This window comes from Halorhabdus sp. CBA1104 (assembly GCF_009690625.1).
GTDB lineage: Archaea > Halobacteriota > Halobacteria > Halobacteriales > Haloarculaceae > Halorhabdus.
Genome location: NZ_CP033878.1, coordinates 2,382,044 through 2,398,430, shown reverse-complemented (window position 1 = coordinate 2,398,430; position 16,387 = coordinate 2,382,044). Strand labels below are relative to the sequence as shown.

Here is a 16,387-nt window from a genome sequence, read left to right as displayed (position 1 = left end):
AGTTGACCGAAATAAGTCTATCGTAGAATAGTTCACAGGCTTCAGTGTGATTCGTCAATAATACAATCATGGACGACTCCCGAGATCACGAGACGTTCCCAGTGCTCCCGAAGACCGACGAGTACGAGGTACTCAGCTTCCTGGTACGCAATCGAGGAGAGCGGTTCACTCTCTCTGAAATCGCTGTACACGCAGACGTCAACGAAGCAAGTGCGCCTGAAACGCTACATGATCTCCTCGAAAAGAATCTCGTCGAACACGATCAGGATGATTACTACGTCGACTCAGATCGTGCAGAAGATATCAAATCTCGACTTAAGTCGGTTGACGCCGCCAAACGCCTACATGAGACTGCTCCCGACGACGATATATACGCAGTAACTGATTGGGAAGAGGAGTTGAACTCTTCTTGAGTTCGGTTTTGATCTGTCCAGTTTCCGGGTTGATTGACCACTCGACTTGGAAGTCCGAGTCTACACGGACATCTTTGGTTGTCAGGGTTTCTCGTGGAATGGTGGCTGCGTAACTGTTCTGTGAGCGCTGTCACAACTTCGTGTTGAACTTCACCAATCTCCACCTCCGGAAGAGTGGTTTCTCGGCTTTCGATTCTATACATAGTGTGCTATATTGCGTGCTGTATCGGTTCAAAGAACAGATTGGGTGTGGAGGCGTTCCAGAAACCCCGGTCTATGAAACAGTAGGGTTGAGAGGACTTTTGACTGACCACTTGGAAGCAGACAGTAAGGCTGTGATAGGATGCCGGCAACACAGACGATCAACATTTTCGACGGATTAGAAATCAACGTCGAACCCGTTGAGGAACCTGACCCAGTGTATTTCACGAGTGACGAACCGGAGTTCAATATCCACTTACGGAACAACGACGCGAAATACGAATTCTCAGAGGGAAGCGAGATTCTATGGACTATTGAAACGAACCCGATGCAAGTCGTACACGCCGGTGAGGTTGAATTTGGTCCATTAGACCACGGTGAGGAAACGACGGTTACTGTCGGCGGGAAAGTCCTTGCGTACGAAGGGCACGGTGTTCTCGGGATCGCAACGTCTGGGGCGGCCAGTAAAAACGAGTCACATCGCTGGGAATTGAATTCGGGCAGACGGAATTCGGCTGACCCAGCGTACAGTTTCTCCGTGTGGGATGAATCAGATTACAACGCGTCGATACGGCGACCGAAACATATGCAGCTCGCCATGGTCGGGACGTCGGTTATCCTGATTGTGTTCGCTCTAATCCAAATTCTCCTTGCAATAGGCGTCTTCGGGTGAACAGGCGACTGCCTACTGAATAGACGGGAATTAGGGCTGAATCTCGCTTTGAGAGGTTATCTGGAGAGTACACGTTATTTGGCGTACTGTTTTTAATAATGCTCTCTAAACCCCTACAAGGGATAACATGGGGCTGGGCCGCGATCTTTTACAGACGTTGAACTGGGGGACATCGATGTTTAGTAGTCGAAAGACAGATCTCATAAGCAGCGGCGGAGGGGCGTCTCTTCTCTGGATACTTGTCGTGGCTGGGCTGTTAGGACTGGAACTGGGGTACGCGAACAACCTTGATTTGATTCGGCTGAGTGGAATCACACTACTGTTCGCGGGGATGGATACCGGGACACTACTCACGTTCTCCTACTTTTTCGATCCTCTCATCGGAGACGTATTTGGCTTGTTCGGCCTACGAGCAGTGCTTACGCTCCTCGCTATTCTGTCTCTTCCAGGGTGGATGGTTAGCTACTTTCGAGGCATCCGAAGAAGATGAACTTGTTTGCCAGCACAGATGCGCGCAGTAAGGGATTCTCTGAACACAGTCCACTATGGATGGTTTTGTAGGCCTGTTATGGCCAACCTCGCGTATCACGGTTCGAATCCGATTTCAACATCCACTTTCTGGTGCACGCCATACGGATCGACGAATTCCATCGTTTTCGTCCGGATGAACCGACTCACCTCCCCATGGCGTGGCCCCCAGTGCGCCACTGCAACCCCCTCTGACTCTAACACTATGCCTCCAACAAAGTTCACAACTCCAGCGAGGAGCAGCGCAATCCACCAGTCACTTGGGGCCGCCAGAACCACGGCCGCGACCGGTAGTGACGCGTACATCGTGAACGCAGGCAGGTTGTACAACCGCCACGTCTTCATATCAAGAAGATACGCAGCCATACCGTACACACCGAGCAGCAGCCCAATGTCACCGTACCATACGAGGAGTCTCGGCGCTTGATCCAAGCTCAGAAACGACACATTGAGCGCTAAAACGTTCGTGAATACGGTAACTCGACTAACGTAGTATTTCTCGACAGCGATCCCGACGACCAGTAACCCGAACGCTGGGAGATTCGGCCCGAATATCCGTACGAGTGCATCAATCAGCATATTCGACATTCCTACGAATAGGCGTAGTAACTTGCGGTAATACACCTAGGAGGATTGATGGAGCAGTATCAAACTTCTCCACAGCTGACGACCTTTTTTCTAAACCTAGTCGATTGACTTCGTGAGAGAGAACACAAGGAAGGGGATCAGAAGCGTGGCAATCACGCCCTCAAGACTTGTCAGGAACCGACCGAGCAATCCAGAAAACGTTTGACTCGGACCGAATACCAGTGTCGCAAATGCTTGCAAGCTTAGCGTAATTCCAGTGAGGAAGTTGCCAGCTGTTGTCCCAGTGCCACAGAGCATCCAAGTGTAAATCACGGCGAATACGCTAATGGTTCCAGTCGCAATCAGAACCGGCCGGCCAGGGTCCTCACCATAGCCGCAAATCCAGTCCAGTAACCGCAGTTCGAGCCATTTGAACAAGGAGTCCCAGTGCCGGTCCTCACCCCATCTGTCTCTAAGAATATCGCCTCGATACTGCATTTCACGTTTGTAAAACCCGGCACGGGCATCTTCTTGGTTGGAAGCTCCGGCACTGGCTCGTGCTGATTGGTACGTCTGGTATGCTTCCAGTTGGCCGGGTTCAAAGTCTGTGTCTTCAAACTCTGGGTTAACATTCAATCGCCAGGTGGGGGCGAGTTCGGTTGTGTAGTCGTCGAATGGGAAATTGTCGAAGGCGGGAGCAACAAAATATGCCTGCTGCAGATCGTCGCCGTTGGTATTGTGGAAGTGGATGGTTCCAACAGTAGTTTGATAGAAGACAAATCGGAACTTGCCGTTGTCTGGTTGGTGAAGAGCACCCTCCTCAAGAGATCCCCCAACAAACCTGATTTCGGCGTCCTTGTCTACGGGACTTCCTCGCCAGCTAATATCGTGAATTTCGGTGCCTCTAAACCTCGTGTCGCCGATTTCGTTCTGTTGATGATCGCCATTAATTGTAGCCTCAACGAGGTTCAGTGAATGAATCTCACAGCCGATAGCGGCGAAATCTCTAATGACGGAATCGGTTAACCCGATTGATCCATATTCGCCATCGCTAATGTGGAGTGATGGGAGATCGGAGGACTTGATATGGAGTTCGTCCACGTGATCTGCTGAGATGAGAAGTTGATCGACATCGATATCAAATATATCCACTTTGTCCGTTGTGACATCGCTGAACCATGCTTTCCCACAGGTTGTCTTAGAAGCCCGGAGCGTTTCCTCAAACGTTCCTTGAACCCACAGCTCCTCGTCGATGGTTGCGGCATCTAGGACCAGTGTGTCTATTGTACAGTCTGAAATCTGCAGGTCGCCAGCCACATCTGCATGCGCTAGCCCTACGCCTTGGAGTACCGAGTCTTCGATTTTTAGACCGTCGTCAAACGTTGAATCTTCCAGACGGAGCTTGTCCGCGAACTCAGCCTCACTGATGGTACAAGAGCACTCGAACGTAGCCTCTTGCCCATCAACTACTGTTTCAAACGTCGCATTATCAACGGTAAATTCCTCGTAAAATGTCGCCTCAGCCAGAATCACGGAAAGATGGGCGTTGGGGCAGCGGAAGACATCGATATGTGCTTCGTGGAACCCAGCACGGTTGATCTCGGCTTCTGTAAAGTCGATTTCGGCAACTGTCAGTCCTTCTCCGTATATTCTATCCAAATCCGACATCACTGCCAAAAACGTGCCGTCAACAGCGACGCGTTGCAGGCCTAATGCGTGGTCAAACACGGCATGGGAGACATCAATATCAGTAAACGTACTGTAGTCTAGCAGTATGGCGCTTCGTACCTGAGAATTCGCGAATGACAGCTGTTGAAATGCGTTCGCCCGCAAGTTAATCGGCTGGTCTGCTGTGTTCCGGAGTGAGAGAAAATCCAGCGGCAAATCATCAAGGATCGCCCCATGCAATTCATTCTCTTCGCCCCGGAGGATATCCTCGATAAACCGTTCCCGAAACTCCTCCTCACCAATCCCTGCAGCATCTCGAGCGTCGCTCGACATATGGAATATACATCGCTCAGTATCTTCTCCATATTGCTCGTGGGGACAGTCCCACGTCCAGTGATCAATAATATCTACCCCGTGCTTCTCCTGCCAGTCTTGCGAGTCAAATGAATATGTACACGATGCCATGTGTGCCGGAGATGCGATGTTACCCCTGAGAACATTCGGTGCTCACATAAAACCCAATAATTGGGTGGTAAGGGCGCAAAGCAGGTGTTCGCGCCCACATATCGCATTGTCCAACTTCGGGATGCAGTACGTCTCGATGATCAAAATGCAAGTAGATTACTGACTGGGATGATTACGCATTTCTCGGTCTCTATTAATCGGGATGGCATCACAGTATACTGAAATTACGGGGTTGATCAGCCCTTTTTATTGAGCCAGGATTTAAAGTCTGAAAGCTTATTCTCGGACTCAATAATCAACCACTGATAATTTCTTAGTTCTTGCTCCAGAAACTCTTCGCTCTCTGCATCGTATGCACCTGCCAAATAATATCGCCCCGCTTTCGTAGTAGTGTATGACCCTCTACCGATCCGGTTTAGTAGACCTCGATCAGACAATTCTCGAAGTCGTTTTGAGATATATTGATTTGAAACTCGAATATGTTCACTATCTGCGATTTCCGTTGGTGTCCCTCCACCATGGTCATAGATGTACTCTAAAAATCGATCGTCCCAGTTAGCCATCCAATCGCCCTGCTTTCTCATACACGTACTAGTGGGCAATTCCTATTATAGAGTTTCTCCTCCCACTCATAGGCGGCTGGATAAACTATAAGTTGTTTTGGTGTTCATATGGCTATAAGAACAATGAGCAGGACTGCGGTGAGCAACGAAGGTATTGATCCAGAGGAGTACGTCAGCGAGAATTCAGACCAGCTTGCATTTATTATAAAACACAGTAATGACCAGTTTATTCGAGGGTTGTGTTTAGCTGCTCTAGTTAAATATGGACAGGGCGAAACAGGGATTGATCAAATAAAGAAGGAACTCGATCAGCTGCAAGAAACGGATGTTCTGTAGTTATAGGATATTCTGTCAAGAGACCGAAACAAGTGAGATGCTAATTAGCCAGGTGGGTCAAGCATGGTACGCCCATTGCTCGAAAGTTAGGAAATTAGGTGAGTGGATTGAATGAACCTCTCGGAGATAGAACCAGAGTCCTTAGACCGAGATGAGTTAGTAGATTCAATCGAAGTTCTAACTGAGCGAATCGAGGAATACGAAGAACGGATTACAGATCTCGAAGAGAAAGCTCTCCGAAGAGATAGCCCTGAAGCAGCAGCGTTACGCCGCTGTTTGGAAGCTGTGTCTGATAGAGAGGTTGGATCTACATCTAAATCCTGGCTAATAGCAAGCACTCATGCTGAACAACGGATGGATAAATTATCGGGAGTTCTGAAGAACGTAGATGGGTCTTCAGTAGGGGACAGCGATTCAACTCTCGAGCGATACGCAAGCATTCCTGAAGACCAACGGAAGGACCTATTGGGTGCAACTGATCGACGCGCGGTGGTGATTTACGAGAACTGGGATGATATCGCGGAGAGGGCTACGAAGGGCTGGGCCCTCTCAACCCGCCGGTCATCAGTAAAAAAGAACGCACCCAGTAAGATTAGAACGGAACTCAACAAGATTCTTGATGACGAGCTTGCCTGGGCCCAGATCTACCGGGCGATGAAGGCTGTTGCGGAACTTTCCGGGAGTGAACAGTCGATTGACGAGGGTAATCGTATCCATCTCACAGGTGGTGATTTCGAATACCACGAGCGTGTGACCCCGGATAATGAAGAGACCTACAAAGTTCTCGTGGAGGTCAATCGCTGATGCTCAAAAGTTCTCTTACAGCGTTGTTGGAGAAGAACTCAGAGAGAGTGTTAGCAGATACCCCGAAGAACGCGTTTCATCTTACTTCTACTGAGGGAATCGGATAGAACGTCAGAGATTAAATCTCGCGAGGATGATTGTAGATTATAATCTCTAACACGAACAGCGTTGGGGCCGGCCTCCATTTTACAAATTGGCAGGAGTAAGCCAACATAGCGAAGCTCAACAGTTCAAACAACACTGTTTGAGAGATATGCTTCTCAATTGGGGGCATAGAATAAGTCGCATACATTATCTACGACTACCCCGTAAACGATAGGTTCTGTAGCATGAACTCCAGATAGGTGCCCATCGTTGTCGCTGACAACTACCCTCACGCTTAGAAAGCGATTAGCTCCAGAGAACCCACGGAACGGACTCCCATCGATGGGGCTGTGATTGTCCTGGTAAGTAATAGAAGGCGGCAGGATCAGGGTCTTCACCCTGCTTATCCTCCATGTTGTCAAGCCGAGAGGAGAGCAAAGCCCCAACGCCAATATCGTCTGACTCTCTGCGGTCTTTAGCGAATCCCCACGCAGAACGAATAGCTTCTTGAGTTGCAGCGAACTCGCGCTGAGGGAGAATTCCGAGATCGACCGCCTGTTGCCTATCCTCTGAGAACTCCACAAGATTTTCTCGATTTTTGTTCCGCTAAACAGGTGTCCGTTCGGGCTCTGTTCAGTTGCAACAAGGACAGCGGAGGGCGTCTCTGCAGAGAGGGCGATATCATAGTCTGGAGGATCCGCAGTCATTCGCTCCCAGATGTTGACAGCCTTACGGATGGCTTCACGTATTTCCTCACTACTACCGTCACCGTGAACCACACAGACTGCATAGACTTCATTTATACCGTCAATAAGCATATCTGGCGCAGGACGGGCAACTGGAGTGAATGAGGGATATCGATCTGTATTCTGTCTCCAGAGAATATCGACCTTCTCGCCAGAGATCCACCGACTGAGATCGGCCATAACCGCCTCTTTGCCTTGTAACTCGTCCAACTCTTCGCAAAAGTTGGTTAAGTCCTTTATGTCGGCCATAGCCAGAGATATTATTTGAGAAAGTGTGAAACTTTTGCTAATTGATGCGCATTTCTAGAAGTGATTAGTCCACAGTGAGACTTGTCCAGCGGGGCAGAGTACAGAACTTTCCTCTGGCCAGATTCCACGGAAATAAACCATCGCCCAGCCAAAAAGTTAAACTATCTTAGATGCCTATGCCCTCTAAGATAGTAATGGCAGTAAAGATTGCAGTGACAAATCAAAAGGGCGGGGTCGGGAAGACAACCGTCACGATCAACGTCGCTGGCGCACTCGCCGCTCAAGGTCGAAAGGTATTGCTCGTCGACTTGGATCCACAGGGACACGCGACTGAAGGTCTCGGTCTCACGGAAATTTACGATGAAACCGAGCCTCACCTTGCAAGTAGACTCCAGGATCTGAATGCACCACACTCTGCAGACGAGCTTATCTATTCCCACAATGAGTTCGATCTCATCTCCTCGAACGTCGATATGTTCATGTTGGAGTCAGAACTCACAGGCGCAATGCGTGCGCGCCAACGGCTTCGATTAGTTCTCGAAGAGATCGAAGAGGACTATGAGTTCATTCTTGTAGATTGCCCGCCTTCTTTAGGCCATCTAACGGACAACGCCCTCTTGGCGTGCCGCAACGTACTAATTCCAGCATTAGCAGAGGGTACGTCTATCCGTGCACTGGAGATTCTATACGATCAAGTCGAGTCCCTTGAGCAGGGATACGACACAGAGATCACCGAACTTGGACTGGTGGCAAACCGGGTTGAGAACGATGGAGAAGCAGAAGATATGATGGAATGGTTCGAGGGGACGTTCGGCGGACAATTGCCGATCTGGGAAGTTCGCAAGCGAGTCGCGTTGAAACGAGCTTGGAGTAGTGGGGTTTCAATATTTGACCACGACGAGTCCTCAGACATGGAAACGGTGTTTGAGGATATTGCAGTGCATCTGGAGGGGGTTGCATGACAGATCGAGATGAACGCTCCGACCGGTTCAAAGAGCGGTTCTCGTCAGGGGTTTCGGTTGAGTCAACTGGTAAAGATAAGAGCGAACAGACCGCTAATACGTCTAAGAGTAATGGGGAGGAAGTAGAGGAGCCTGCTGAAGATGAAGATAGTGATGAGGACGTAAAGGCAACCGAATCTGAGGAATCAATCAAGGATCGGCAGAGCGTCTTGATGTACTTACCAGATGAGGTCTGGCGTGAGCTAGATGTCCGCTTCGACGAGCTAAATGCAAAACACAAGCGCCAGCATGGCGAAGCACTAGAGAAGAATCGAGACTACTATCCAGCAATTATTCAAGCCGGACTAAACGATAAAGACCTCGAAGAAATCTTAGACCTCTAAAACAGTTTTTCGCGTTATTATATGAAAGCTACATGTCCTGAGCCTGGCTACTATGCCCCACTTATACCAGAAATCTGATTGAAACTGCGTATTCTGAGCTCGAAAAGTCCGTAATCTGGTTTATAGACCTGTGTAAACCACCTCAGTAACTGCGAAAAATCGGCCGATTGTGAGTAAAATAGGTACGGACATATATTCGGGTAATCTCCCACGTGGAGGAGTTGAGAAATCGGATTTCGGCAGGATAGGCTACTGCGTAAAATCCAGAGTAAGTAATATAATAGAATTAGTTGAGGCGTCTGAACGTAGTCGGGATAGTACCAGCGGAGCGTATGATATAACTTTGATAGTATATTGGGGTTGCAGTGATAGGCGTTAGTCAAGGGAGCGGATGGGGTGGCTCTGTTTCGGGGTAGTCATCCATCATTTGCAAGCTATCGATAGTCGATGAACTCACTGGCCAGATGAGGGTGGTGTTAGGAGGTTGGAATCAGGATAGGAGGTCAGTCTAAGGAGGTGCCTGAAAGCGAGGTCGTGGTAGGATTGTCCCAAGCAAAGTATCATAACGCCTGGTGGAGTGGACGCGGGTGTGACGTCGGCGTCCAATCTCGTGTCGAAAGAGCAGGCGCAGCGACTTCTTGAGCAGAGCATCGGGTCTGATGCGGAGTTCCGTCGACAACAGTGGGAAGCGATTGACGGCTTGGTGAACGAGAAGGACCGGTTATTGCTTGTCCAGCGGACGGGCTGGGGGAAGAGTACAGTCTATTTCATCGCGACGAAACTACTGCGAGAGCAGGGAGAAGGGCCGACGCTGATTATCAGTCCGTTGCTGGCGTTGATGCATAATCAGATTCAAGACGCTGAACAACAGCTTGGCCTCGAAGCCTGGACAATCAACTCCAACAATACGGAAGAGTGGGAGGAAGCAAAACAGAGCGTCATCGATGGGAGCTGTGATATCCTATTGATTTCGCCGGAGCGGCTTGCGAATCAGGAATTCCAGGAAGAGGTGTTAGTCGAGATGGAAGAGGAGTTCGGCCTCCTGGTCGTCGACGAAGCACACTGCATCTCCGACTGGGGCCACGACTTCCGGCCCGACTATCGACGCATCAAACGCATCCTCCAAGAGCTCCCCGACCACATTCCAGTGGCGGCAACAACTGCGACAGCCAACGACCGTGTGGTCGAGGATGTCACCAAACAGGTTCCTGACCTGGATGTGATCCGTGGTGATTTGGTTCGCGAGTCGTTACGGATTCAGACCATCGAGATCGAATCGCGGGCTGAACGGCTTGCCTGGCTCGCGGAGAACATCCAGGAAGTCCCCTCTTCTGGAATTATCTACTGTTTGACGACCGATGAGGTTGAAATCGTTGCGGAGTGGTTGAATCGGCAGGGGATAGACGTCGAACCGTATCACGGTGGAATGGATGGGGAACGACGGCGTGAACTCGAGGATCGCCTCATGACTAACGACGTCGATGCACTTGTCGCGACGAACGCGTTGGGAATGGGGTACAACAAACCTGATCTCGGCTGGGTTATCCACTTCCAGCGACCACCGAATCTCATTCGCTACTACCAGGAGATCGGACGTGCCGGGCGGGGTCTTGACGAGGCGTTCGCGGTTATGCTCTCTGGTGAGGAGGACGATGAGGTTGCGGAATACTTTATCGAGCAGGCGTTTCCCACGCCAGGTGAGTTTGAGACTGTCTTAGAGGTCCTCGAGGAGAGTGAGCGGCCGCTGTATAAATACGAGATTCTGCAGCGGGCGGATGTGTCGTGGAAAGCGACGACAAAGTGCTTGAATATTCTTCGCGTAGAGAATGCGGTGATCCGGGTGGATGATGGGTTCGAGCGGACGACCAAGGACTGGCGGTATGACCATGAGCGTATTGAGTCGATTACCGAGCAGCGCTATCGGGAGCTGGCAGAGATCCAAGATTTCGTGGAGACGGATGCCTGCTTGACGAAGTTCATCGACGATGTACTTGACGGCTCCTTAGAGTCCGCGTGCGGTCGCTGTGCCAACTGTACGGGAGACTTCTTCCCGACTGCCGCCGAGGATGATGAACTCGTTCAGGCGGCCGTCAAGCATTATCGGAAGGAATCCTGGGAGGAGATCTCGCCGCGGTACTTCATGCCCCAGCGGGACGGCGGTAAGACCAAGATTGAGGAGTCTCGGAAACCAGCTGACGGGCGTGCACTCTGCCAGTACGGTGACCCAGGGCTCGGCAAACTGATGCGTGAACAGGACCAATCTGGGAGCCGGTATAGTGACGAACTCGTCACTGCAGCGGTCAATCATATCGAGGACGTATGGGGGCTATCGCCCGAGTTAGCCTGGGTTACGGCCATCCCACCAGAATCGGGGAGTGACGCGGTCACTGACGTTGCTCGACGAATAGCGGATGGTTTGGGGCTTCCGTATGAGCCCGCTCTCGAGAAAGTTGAATCCACCAAGCCCCAGCATGAGTTTGCGAATTCATTCCAGAAACGATGGAACGTCGAGGGCGTCTTCGAGGCAACCGACTCGCTACGTGAGGGACCCGTGCTGCTTGTCGATGATACGGTGAACTCGCGCTGGACGCTCACTGAGGCGGGGATAACGCTCCGCGATGCGGGTAGCGACACGGTCTATCCATTTGCCCTCGCTAAGCGAACCAACCGATAAACATTCCACATCGGATACAGGGTTACTGGCAGAATTCGGCCAGAACCAAATGCTGCCATGCGAGATCCATCGCGCAAGTCCCACACAGCGTCCTTGTCAGGCGAAAGGTGGACTCCTTACGACCTACAAATTCAAGCGGTGATGAGTGATACTATTCAGTAATGCGAATTGGTCTACTTGCGGATATCCATGCCAACCAGCCTGCCTTGGAGGCGGTACTCGCTGACCTTCCCGACATAGATCAGCTCGTTTGTCTCGGGGATATCGTGGGCTACAATCCAATGCCGGCAGCCTGTGTAGAGTTGGTTCGTGATCGCGCGGATGTCGTTGTGCAGGGGAATCATGACCGCTTGATTGAGAGGCCGCTGCGGATGACTGGGAACAAGATGGCGCGGGCAGGTCTTGAGTACGCACAATCACAACTGTCTGCCGAGCAGCGTCAGTGGCTCCAGACTCTCCCTCGTACAGCACACGTGGATGGGTCGTACCTCGTAGTCCATGACCACCCAACGAAACAGGATGGATACGTGTTCCCAGAGGATGTAGAGTCCCTCTCAGGGACGATTGACGGGTATGCTGGGGTCTTTCTCGGCCACACTCACGTTCAGGATGTCTCACGAGTTGATGGGAGACTCGTGGTGAATCCGGGGAGTGTGGGCCAGCCCCGGGACGGCAGTCCTACGGCGGCGTACGCAGTCTTGAACATAGAGACTGGCGAGGTTGACCTTCGGCGAACCCATTATGATGTGGATCGTGTACATCACGAGGTTGTCGTCACGGGATTGCCGACTGAAACGGGCGAACGACTGTTTGAGGGGCAATGAGTGACCGGAGGAGTTCTTAGGTGCGGGAAACGACTATTTGTAGCCCACTAGAATAGAGGGTCTATGATCACGGATATCGAGTATCCTGTGGGGGAGCGGCAGGAGGAGTGTGCGATTTGCGGGGAAATGCTTGAGAGTATCGCGGGGGAACTGACGAAGTCGTATCCGAATCTGGTGTGTTGGGAGTGTGACCTGCGAGCAGTCAATACGTGGGGGGAGGAGCCAGCTGTGGGAGCAGCGTATCGTGAGAAACAGAAAACGAAAAGCGACAATCCAGAAGAGGTGAGTGTGCCATCTGATTCTGGCGAGAACCCCGTATTCATTGATGGAAAGAAATGCTGGCGGCGATACCGCCTCGGCGGGCATGTAACCCAGGTCGACGAGTTTGACTGCGAGAGCCTCATCGAATTCAACGAGAAACATCAGGCAGGCATACAGCTACTCTCCAGTTCTGACTGATTACCTGCCGACTCAGCCCAGACTGAAACTGGGTCTGCCTGTCGAGAACTGACTTGTTACCATGCTTTAAGATTCCGCGAGCGTGTCGTTCGGATATGACAGAGTTGAGTCGGGCCCAGGGCTGCCTACTCGGATTAGCGTGTGGCGATGCACTGGGTCGCCCGGTTGAGTTCAACACGGAAGCCGCAATTGAGGCAGAGCATGGCGAGGTCACAGAAATGCTCGGTCACGGGACTCATGGGCAACCACCGGGGACCGTGACCGATGATACCGAGATGGCACTCCGAATTGCGGACAGCCTCATCGAACAGCAGGGCTTCGATCCGGCAGACATCGGCGACAAATTCGTTGCCTGGCTTGACACCGAGCCGTTCGATATTGGCCTGATGACTCGTGATTCTCTCGCACGATTGCGAAATAATACTCCCTGGCACACCGCCGGCGTTGAGGTGTGGGAGGACCGCCCGGAAGGGTCCAACGCGGGCAACGGGAGTGTCATGCGGTGTGCACCCCACGCTATCTCCTTTAGACAGTTCCACGACGAACTAACGTACGTTAGCCGGCTCTCCTCAGCGATCACGCACGCCGACCCACGCTGCCAGTGGGGCTGTGTGTTCCTCAATCGAACGCTCGCAAACCTCATTCAGGATGTTGAAAACCCGCTCCAGTCAGCGCTCAATGGTGGATATGCAGCACCCGATGAGTTGCGGACTGAATTAGAACGTGTCGTTGAAGCCCAGCGAGCAACCGACCCGACCGAGTTCGAACAGCAGCTATCGACGTCCGGGTATGTCGTCGACTCACTCCAAACTGCTCTCTATTATGGGTTGACAGCGGATTCCGTCGAGGCAGCAGTGACACGAGCCGTGAATCGAGGTGGTGACACGGATACGATTGGTGCCATCGCCGGGGCAGTCGCCGGAGCCAGATTCGGCCACACCAACATCCCTGACAGATGGCGTAATGAACTCAATGAGGCAGATTCCCTCAAACAGCGTGCTGAACGTCTCCTTGCGATCCGACAGAATATCCCGCAAAAGGACGGCGTGACCTTGGATGATGGAAGCCTCATACTCAAAGAGCGGACTGTTGAGGGGCCAACCTACATTTCTGCCAGTGAGTTTCAGGAGGCGACGATTGGGCATCGTCCGCACCCGGCACCACATCGAACACTCAACACGCGGTATCGGGATGTAACGCCGCAGTCGGCGGCTATGCTAGACTGGGAACGACGCGCGTACGCTGTCTACAGCGGCCGCGCCTCAGCGTATAGTCCCCACCTTTCGCTTGACACAGACGATTCTCCGCGTGGCCCTGATGTTGTTCAGGTACCCCAGTACCCGTTTGTTGGCTCGTTTGACGAACTGCCTGCGTGGGACCAGGACCGTATTCTGGGCGATGCGCGCGAAGCGGCACGTGCGTTCATTCGGTCCTATCGGGCGTTCACGGCAATACGGCATCCGATTACCGAGATGGAGATCGAGACTGTTGGGATAGAGCGTGTCGACCCGATTGCTGGGGCGACTCGTGTTCTATCGAACACTTATGGAGAGCTCGGGGATCTTCTTCTCTCGACGAGGGTTGGTGGCGGCTATGCTGTCCCTGAACAGGTGACGCAGGAGTTCGCCGCCGAGAACATTGAGGAAGTCATTATGGAGCGACCAAGGGAGCTTCTTGACGCCGCTGAGCAACTTGGTGAGTTGGAGAGTGAGACGGGGGCTCTCCTAGATTACGTTGTTCACGTGGAGTCAGCATCAGAACCGGCTGGCGACGGAAAGACGAGCGTCACGGAGGTTGAAACGCTCAAAGAAGAAGCACGGACTGCGGTCCGGGAGAGTGCGTTACTCGGTGAATCGCTACATCGAGTCGCTGTTCGGCACCCAGAGGTTGATTTTGAGACGTGGAATCAACTCCGGGAGTAGGTACTGACCCCTGTGTTGAAATGTATTGATTAGAGATAAGCTGGATATGCCAGATCCATCGGATCAGGAGCGCGTCGAAGTGGCGAGAAAAACGCTCACTGACGCCGTTGCTGCAGTCAGAGCCGAACACCCAGTCGAGGAGACACTGCAAGAATTACGAGATCAGGGTCAGCGATGGTGGGAGCGAGACGATGTTATCTGGTTTGAGATCGTGTTGAGTCTCTCTACACTTCGAGGGTCGTATGGATCTCAAATTGTCGTTGATGATGACGGAGAGATTGATGAGCATCTGTATGGGAGCGTTGCGTTCGACACGTTAGCGCAGATTGACGAGGACCACCGCAACCAGTACTTGGAGGCTCGGCTGTACGGGAACGTGGCAATGCACCCAACGAAAGCAGAGGCCTTAGAATCGAACTTTGAGCTGATCGAAAACGAATATGGAGATCCAAAGCGTGCGAAAGAGGCGTTCATTGAAGCAGACGGGATAGAAGAGAAGTTGGAGTTCCTCAAGCAGTTTTCCTGGATTGGTCAGAAGTATGCTCGTAATATTCCAATGGATCTATATCTTGAAGAATTTCGGGACTTCATTGCTATCGACACCCGGATTGAAGGCCTCTTAGAGAAAGCAGAGTATCCGCTTGAGAGTCGCACGTACGACGAGCATGAAGCATTTTTACAGGAAGTCGCTCAAGACCTTGGTGTTAACTCGTGGGCTCTGGACCGAATCCTCTACAATTACAACGAAGAAATCGATTCAGCACTCTAACTTAGGACAGTTTGCTCTTACTACACGTGACTTTGCAACATCCCCATACGCAGTTGAGCCCCGGCGTTTAGTTCGTCTATCGTTATGCTAGCTGTCTGGCCTAGCGGTCCAACAAGTTCGATTTCGTCGGTGCTCGAATTCCAAATGGTAACTGGTCGCCGGATATAATCGATATCGCGTTTCTGGTGAATTCCAGTAATCGTCTGGAGATAATCTAGGCCGGTGCACGTAAGTTCAGGCTTTTCTCTACTCTGCTCGAGATACCTGTTTAGCGTCTGTATCGAGTAGTTCTCAGTATTTCGAAGCGGTGTGTTGTCTATTCGGCATGAGGGACACTCGTCTTGCATATATCCAGACAAGTTGGTTTCTGAGAGATGGTTGATAGTGTCGGCAGCTGCTTTTCTATTTTCGAAGATCCAAAGCGAATCGCGGGCGAACTTCGTGAACATCGCGTACTTCTTGATATACATCTGTTTGTTATGATGGGCTGAAATCATCTCAATATGCGAGCCCAACATTCCGTCTGTAGCATCGCTATGTAACGGCCAAACCCCGACATCAGGCCGTTTGTGGCCAGCTTTTCCTGGATAAAGCTTCCATTGATACCCCGCATCATCAAGCCACGATAGTGCTTGTTCAACTCCAGTTCGGTGAGGTAACGATTCGAGCGGATCACCGATATGCCCCTTACTGGGGTTGAACGCCGAATGTGGGACAACAATCGATTCGAGAGGGTCAGAGAAGAGATCAGCAGTGAGATCTAATAGTTCCCCTGTAGGTGCCCACGGGACTTTTCGCCGAAGGATTGTCTTTTCGGCAACGCCGTCCTCCATCTTGAGGTCCTCAAATGCGGGTTTGTACACGTTCTTCCACTCGGCGTCAGAACAGCCAAGCAACGTCTGCAGTGATGGCGGTTTGGTGTGACTAAGGTGAAGAACTTGGGATTCATGTTGAATCCCGACGCCATTATACCAGAGTGTGATTGCCCAGAGGATTGCGAGATGTGCGTTCGTAAGAGCCTCAGAGTTCACATCTGACGCAGTTAGTGCATTATCGGGAATTTTGAGATCGGCCATAATGATGATTCACACCCACTA

Annotated in this window: 16 protein-coding genes; 11 read left to right on the top strand and 5 right to left on the bottom strand. The window is 51.5% G+C overall.

Annotation, left to right across the window (positions count from 1 at the left end):
* Positions 1-68 precede the first annotated feature (68 nt).
* Positions 69-413 carry a MarR family transcriptional regulator gene (locus Hrd1104_RS11905; RefSeq protein ID WP_154552962.1) on the top strand — a complete coding sequence of 115 codons (345 nt, stop codon included), beginning with the start codon at positions 69-71 and terminating at the stop codon, positions 411-413.
* Positions 414-756: 343 nt separating this feature from the next.
* Complete coding sequence (locus Hrd1104_RS11900) at positions 757-1,287, top strand: hypothetical protein (protein ID WP_154552961.1); 531 nt, start codon at positions 757-759, stop codon at positions 1,285-1,287.
* 585 nt (positions 1,288-1,872) lie between these two features.
* On the opposite strand, the gene Hrd1104_RS11895 is transcribed toward Hrd1104_RS11900, so the two are convergent.
* From Hrd1104_RS11895 to Hrd1104_RS11885, 3 genes are all read right to left on the bottom strand, one after another.
* Positions 1,873-2,394 carry a hypothetical protein gene (locus tag Hrd1104_RS11895; RefSeq protein ID WP_154552960.1) on the bottom strand — a complete coding sequence of 174 codons (522 nt, stop codon included), beginning with the start codon at positions 2,392-2,394 and terminating at the stop codon, positions 1,873-1,875.
* A gap of 105 nt (positions 2,395-2,499) precedes the next feature.
* Positions 2,500-4,383 (bottom strand): hypothetical protein, encoded by a 1,884-nt coding sequence (locus tag Hrd1104_RS11890; RefSeq protein WP_154552959.1) that lies wholly within the window; start codon positions 4,381-4,383, stop codon positions 2,500-2,502.
* 368 nt (positions 4,384-4,751) lie between these two features.
* Positions 4,752-5,099, bottom strand: coding sequence for an ArsR family transcriptional regulator (locus Hrd1104_RS11885; RefSeq protein ID WP_154552958.1), 348 nt, complete (start codon positions 5,097-5,099; stop codon positions 4,752-4,754).
* 102 nt (positions 5,100-5,201) lie between these two features.
* On the opposite strand from Hrd1104_RS11885, the gene Hrd1104_RS11880 reads away from it, so the two are divergent.
* Both Hrd1104_RS11880 and Hrd1104_RS11875 read left to right on the top strand, forming a co-directional pair.
* Entirely contained in the window at positions 5,202-5,414 is a 213-nt protein-coding gene (locus tag Hrd1104_RS11880) for a hypothetical protein (RefSeq protein WP_154552957.1), read from the top strand.
* Positions 5,415-5,525: 111 nt separating this feature from the next.
* Positions 5,526-6,218, top strand: coding sequence for a hypothetical protein (locus tag Hrd1104_RS11875; RefSeq protein ID WP_154552956.1), 693 nt, complete (start codon positions 5,526-5,528; stop codon positions 6,216-6,218).
* 260 nt (positions 6,219-6,478) lie between these two features.
* Here Hrd1104_RS11875 and Hrd1104_RS11870 read toward each other — a convergent pair whose 3' ends face one another.
* Complete coding sequence (locus tag Hrd1104_RS11870; RefSeq protein ID WP_154552955.1) at positions 6,479-7,297, bottom strand: hypothetical protein; 819 nt, start codon at positions 7,295-7,297, stop codon at positions 6,479-6,481.
* A 194-nt stretch (positions 7,298-7,491) separates the two neighbouring features.
* On the opposite strand from Hrd1104_RS11870, the gene Hrd1104_RS11865 reads away from it, so the two are divergent.
* From Hrd1104_RS11865 to Hrd1104_RS11835, 7 genes are all read left to right on the top strand, one after another.
* Complete coding sequence (locus Hrd1104_RS11865; protein ID WP_154552954.1) at positions 7,492-8,259, top strand: ParA family protein; 768 nt, start codon at positions 7,492-7,494, stop codon at positions 8,257-8,259.
* Entirely contained in the window at positions 8,256-8,642 is a 387-nt protein-coding gene (locus tag Hrd1104_RS13395; protein WP_229770484.1) for a hypothetical protein, read from the top strand. The genes Hrd1104_RS11865 and Hrd1104_RS13395 overlap by 4 nt, the downstream gene beginning before the upstream one ends.
* A gap of 610 nt (positions 8,643-9,252) precedes the next feature.
* Positions 9,253-11,316, top strand: coding sequence for a RecQ family ATP-dependent DNA helicase (locus Hrd1104_RS11855; protein ID WP_154552953.1), 2,064 nt, complete (start codon positions 9,253-9,255; stop codon positions 11,314-11,316).
* 161 nt (positions 11,317-11,477) lie between these two features.
* Positions 11,478-12,140: a metallophosphoesterase gene (locus tag Hrd1104_RS11850; protein WP_154552952.1), complete on the top strand. Its 663-nt coding sequence runs from the start codon at positions 11,478-11,480 to the stop codon at positions 12,138-12,140.
* A 63-nt stretch (positions 12,141-12,203) separates the two neighbouring features.
* Positions 12,204-12,599 carry a hypothetical protein gene (locus Hrd1104_RS11845; protein ID WP_154552951.1) on the top strand — a complete coding sequence of 132 codons (396 nt, stop codon included), beginning with the start codon at positions 12,204-12,206 and terminating at the stop codon, positions 12,597-12,599.
* Positions 12,600-12,694: 95 nt separating this feature from the next.
* Positions 12,695-14,521, top strand: coding sequence for an ADP-ribosylglycohydrolase family protein (locus tag Hrd1104_RS11840; RefSeq protein ID WP_154552950.1), 1,827 nt, complete (start codon positions 12,695-12,697; stop codon positions 14,519-14,521).
* Positions 14,522-14,567: 46 nt separating this feature from the next.
* Positions 14,568-15,290, top strand: a complete 723-nt coding sequence (locus Hrd1104_RS11835) for a hypothetical protein (RefSeq protein WP_154552949.1) — start codon at positions 14,568-14,570, stop codon at positions 15,288-15,290.
* Between the two features lie 20 nt (positions 15,291-15,310).
* Here Hrd1104_RS11835 and Hrd1104_RS11830 read toward each other — a convergent pair whose 3' ends face one another.
* Positions 15,311-16,366: a hypothetical protein gene (locus Hrd1104_RS11830; RefSeq protein ID WP_154552948.1), complete on the bottom strand. Its 1,056-nt coding sequence runs from the start codon at positions 16,364-16,366 to the stop codon at positions 15,311-15,313.
* Positions 16,367-16,387: the final 21 nt, after the last annotated feature.

What these genes read in the sequence shown, in the direction of transcription:
- Hrd1104_RS11905 (WP_154552962.1), top strand. Translation starts at nt 69, where the DNA reads ATGGACGACTCCCGAGATCACGAGACGTTCCCAGTGCTCCCGAAGACC.
- Hrd1104_RS11900 (WP_154552961.1), top strand. Translation starts at nt 757, where the DNA reads ATGCCGGCAACACAGACGATCAACATTTTCGACGGATTAGAAATCAAC.
- Hrd1104_RS11895 (WP_154552960.1), bottom strand. Translation starts at nt 2,394, where the DNA reads ATGCTGATTGATGCACTCGTACGGATATTCGGGCCGAATCTCCCAGCG.
- Hrd1104_RS11890 (WP_154552959.1), bottom strand. Translation starts at nt 4,383, where the DNA reads ATGTCGAGCGACGCTCGAGATGCTGCAGGGATTGGTGAGGAGGAGTTT.
- Hrd1104_RS11885 (WP_154552958.1), bottom strand. Translation starts at nt 5,099, where the DNA reads ATGAGAAAGCAGGGCGATTGGATGGCTAACTGGGACGATCGATTTTTA.
- Hrd1104_RS11880 (WP_154552957.1), top strand. Translation starts at nt 5,202, where the DNA reads ATGAGCAGGACTGCGGTGAGCAACGAAGGTATTGATCCAGAGGAGTAC.
- Hrd1104_RS11875 (WP_154552956.1), top strand. Translation starts at nt 5,526, where the DNA reads ATGAACCTCTCGGAGATAGAACCAGAGTCCTTAGACCGAGATGAGTTA.
- Hrd1104_RS11870 (WP_154552955.1), bottom strand. Translation starts at nt 7,297, where the DNA reads ATGGCCGACATAAAGGACTTAACCAACTTTTGCGAAGAGTTGGACGAG.
- Hrd1104_RS11865 (WP_154552954.1), top strand. Translation starts at nt 7,492, where the DNA reads ATGGCAGTAAAGATTGCAGTGACAAATCAAAAGGGCGGGGTCGGGAAG.
- Hrd1104_RS13395 (WP_229770484.1), top strand. Translation starts at nt 8,256, where the DNA reads ATGACAGATCGAGATGAACGCTCCGACCGGTTCAAAGAGCGGTTCTCG.
- Hrd1104_RS11850 (WP_154552952.1), top strand. Translation starts at nt 11,478, where the DNA reads ATGCGAATTGGTCTACTTGCGGATATCCATGCCAACCAGCCTGCCTTG.
- Hrd1104_RS11845 (WP_154552951.1), top strand. Translation starts at nt 12,204, where the DNA reads ATGATCACGGATATCGAGTATCCTGTGGGGGAGCGGCAGGAGGAGTGT.
- Hrd1104_RS11840 (WP_154552950.1), top strand. Translation starts at nt 12,695, where the DNA reads ATGACAGAGTTGAGTCGGGCCCAGGGCTGCCTACTCGGATTAGCGTGT.
- Hrd1104_RS11835 (WP_154552949.1), top strand. Translation starts at nt 14,568, where the DNA reads ATGCCAGATCCATCGGATCAGGAGCGCGTCGAAGTGGCGAGAAAAACG.
- Hrd1104_RS11830 (WP_154552948.1), bottom strand. Translation starts at nt 16,366, where the DNA reads ATGGCCGATCTCAAAATTCCCGATAATGCACTAACTGCGTCAGATGTG.